Origin of the sequence: Protofrankia coriariae, assembly GCF_001017755.1 — a bacterium.
GTDB classification, from domain to species: Bacteria; Actinomycetota; Actinomycetes; order Frankiales; family Frankiaceae; genus Protofrankia; species Protofrankia coriariae.
Map to the genome: position 1 here is coordinate 1 of NZ_JWIO01000039.1, position 2,214 is coordinate 2,214.

The window sequence follows — 2,214 nt, forward strand, 5'->3', positions numbered from 1 at the left end:
CCGCCGGGGACGCGGACGCGCCGGAGCTTGCCGGGCAGCGATGGGAACGTGTCCTGGTGCGGGTTCCCAGAGCGCAGGGGCAGCAGCTCGCGGCCGCGCTCAAGGCAGCCCGCGGCGTGCTCGACGCCCGCCGTTCCCCACCGGTGCGGGTCATCCCCGATCCGATCACTTTGCTGTGATGGTGCTGTGATGATTATGTCTCGCGTAAGTTACGTAATGTAATAAATCCGTTCCTGATGGACGTGTATTTTGATGGATACACGTTGCGGGCGCGGGATGATGCGGGCTCGGGGACGACGACGCGGGCGCAGGACGCACGCGGGCGAGGGAAGAGGGGCGGCAGTGACGGTCCGAGAGATCCGACTGTTGGGGGACCCGGTGCTGCGGACGGTGGCCGAACCGGTCACCACCTTCGACAAGGAGCTCCGCCGCCTGGTCGCCGACCTCGTCGAGAGCATGCACGAGGCGGGCGGGGTCGGGCTGGCCGCGCCGCAGCTCGGGGTGTCGCTGCGGGTGTTCACCTACCACGTGGACGGTGAGGTGGGGCACCTGGTCAATCCCGTCCTCGGGCCGTTCAGCGAGGAGCTGATGGACGGTGAGGAGGGCTGCCTCTCCCTGCCCGGCCTCTCCTTCGAGCTGAAGCGGCCGGAGCGGGTGATCGCGGTCGGCCAGAACGTCCACGGCGATCCTGTCACGATCGAGGGCAGCGGCCTGCTGTCACGCTGCGTCCAGCATGAGACCGACCATCTCGACGGGGTGTTGTTCATCGACCGGCTGGACCCGGAGACGAAGAAGGCGGCCATGAAGGCCATCCGCGAGGCGGAGTGGGCCGGGCAGGCTCCGCCGGCGGTGAAGGTGTCCCCGCATCCGCTGTTCGGCCGCGCCCGCTGACCTGCTTTCCCGGACGACGTTCCCGGCACCGGCGCTCCTGTCGGCGCCCCGGTGAGCGGTTGGTCCGGACACCGGGCCCGGCCGGCGACTGTTCCGCGGAACACGACCCGCTGGACCGCGCACGCGCGGGACGCGGCTAGCGTTGGACCGTGCGCACTTTCCTGTCCCTGTCCCCGTCCGTGGATTCCGCGGAATCCACGGGTTCCGTAGGTTCCGTGGGAGCGACCTGGTCGGGTGGCCGCTGATGCGGGTGGTGTTCGCCGGTACCCCGGCGGTGGCGCTGCCGAGCCTGCGGGCGCTGCTCGACTCGTCCCGCCACGACGTCGTCGCGGTCGTGACCCGTCCCGACCGGCCGGCCGGGCGCGGCCGGAAGGTCGCGCACTCGCCGGTGCGGACGCTCGCCGAGGAGCGGGGCGTGGAGGTGCTGACCCCACAGAAGCCCCGTGACCCCGACTTCCTCGCCCGGCTCACCGAGATCGCCCCGGACTGCTGCCCGGTGGTGGCCTACGGCGCGCTGCTGCCCCGGGCCGCCCTGGACATCCCCCGGCACGGCTGGGTCAACCTGCACTTCTCCCTGCTGCCCGCCTGGCGCGGCGCCGCGCCGGTGCAGCGCGCCCTGCTGGCCGGTGACGACGTGACGGGCGCGTCGGTCTTCCAGATCGAGGAGGCCCTCGACAGCGGCCCGGTGTACGGGACGCTGACCGAGCCCGTCGGCCCCCACGACACCGCCGGTGACCTGCTGGCCCGGCTGGCCGATGCCGGCTCCCAGCTGCTCGTCGCGGTCCTGGACGGGATCGCCGACGGATCGCTGCGGGCCCGGCCGCAGCCCGACGAGGGGGTGTCGATCGCGCCGAAGCTCGACGTCGCCGACGTGCGGATCGACTGGTCCGCGCCGGCCTACCGAGTCGATCGGCTGGTCCGGGCGGCCGCTCCGGCGCCTGGCGCCTGGACGACGTTCCGCGGCCACCGGATCAAGATCGGCCCGGTGCGTCCCGTCACCGTCACGGAGACGACGGCCGTGGCGGCAGCCGTGGCGGCGGGCAAGGGCGATGGCGGGACAGGCGCCGCCGGTGGGGACAGTGCCGCACCCCTCGGCGTCGAAGATCTTGCTTCTGGGCAGATCGCCGTCGGCGGTCACGGCCGGATCGCGGTGGGGACCGGCGGCGGGGTCGTGCTGCTCGACGAGGTCCGTCCCGAGGGCCGTCCCACGATGGCCGCCGACGCGTGGGCGCGGGGAGCCCGCATCGCCGCCGGCGAGAGGTTCACATGAGTCCGGCCCCCGCCGGGGGCACGCGGGCACGGCAGCGGGCCCGGCCGCCGGCG

General features: G+C 73.1%; 2 protein-coding genes. Both read left to right on the top strand.

Annotated elements, in window-relative coordinates; all coding sequences use genetic code 11:
* Positions 1-342: 342 nt before the first annotated feature.
* Entirely contained in the window at positions 343-891 is a 549-nt protein-coding gene (def, locus tag FrCorBMG51_RS19315) for a peptide deformylase (protein WP_013874503.1), read from the top strand.
* 244 nt (positions 892-1,135) lie between these two features.
* Positions 1,136-2,161: a methionyl-tRNA formyltransferase gene (gene fmt / locus FrCorBMG51_RS19320; protein WP_047224463.1), complete on the top strand. Its 1,026-nt coding sequence runs from the start codon at positions 1,136-1,138 to the stop codon at positions 2,159-2,161.
* Positions 2,162-2,214: the final 53 nt, after the last annotated feature.

Bases quoted from the DNA above. Each gene is read 5' to 3' on its own strand.
- fmt (WP_047224463.1), top strand. From the start codon at position 1,136: ATGCGGGTGGTGTTCGCCGGTACCCCGGCGGTGGCGCTGCCGAGCCTG.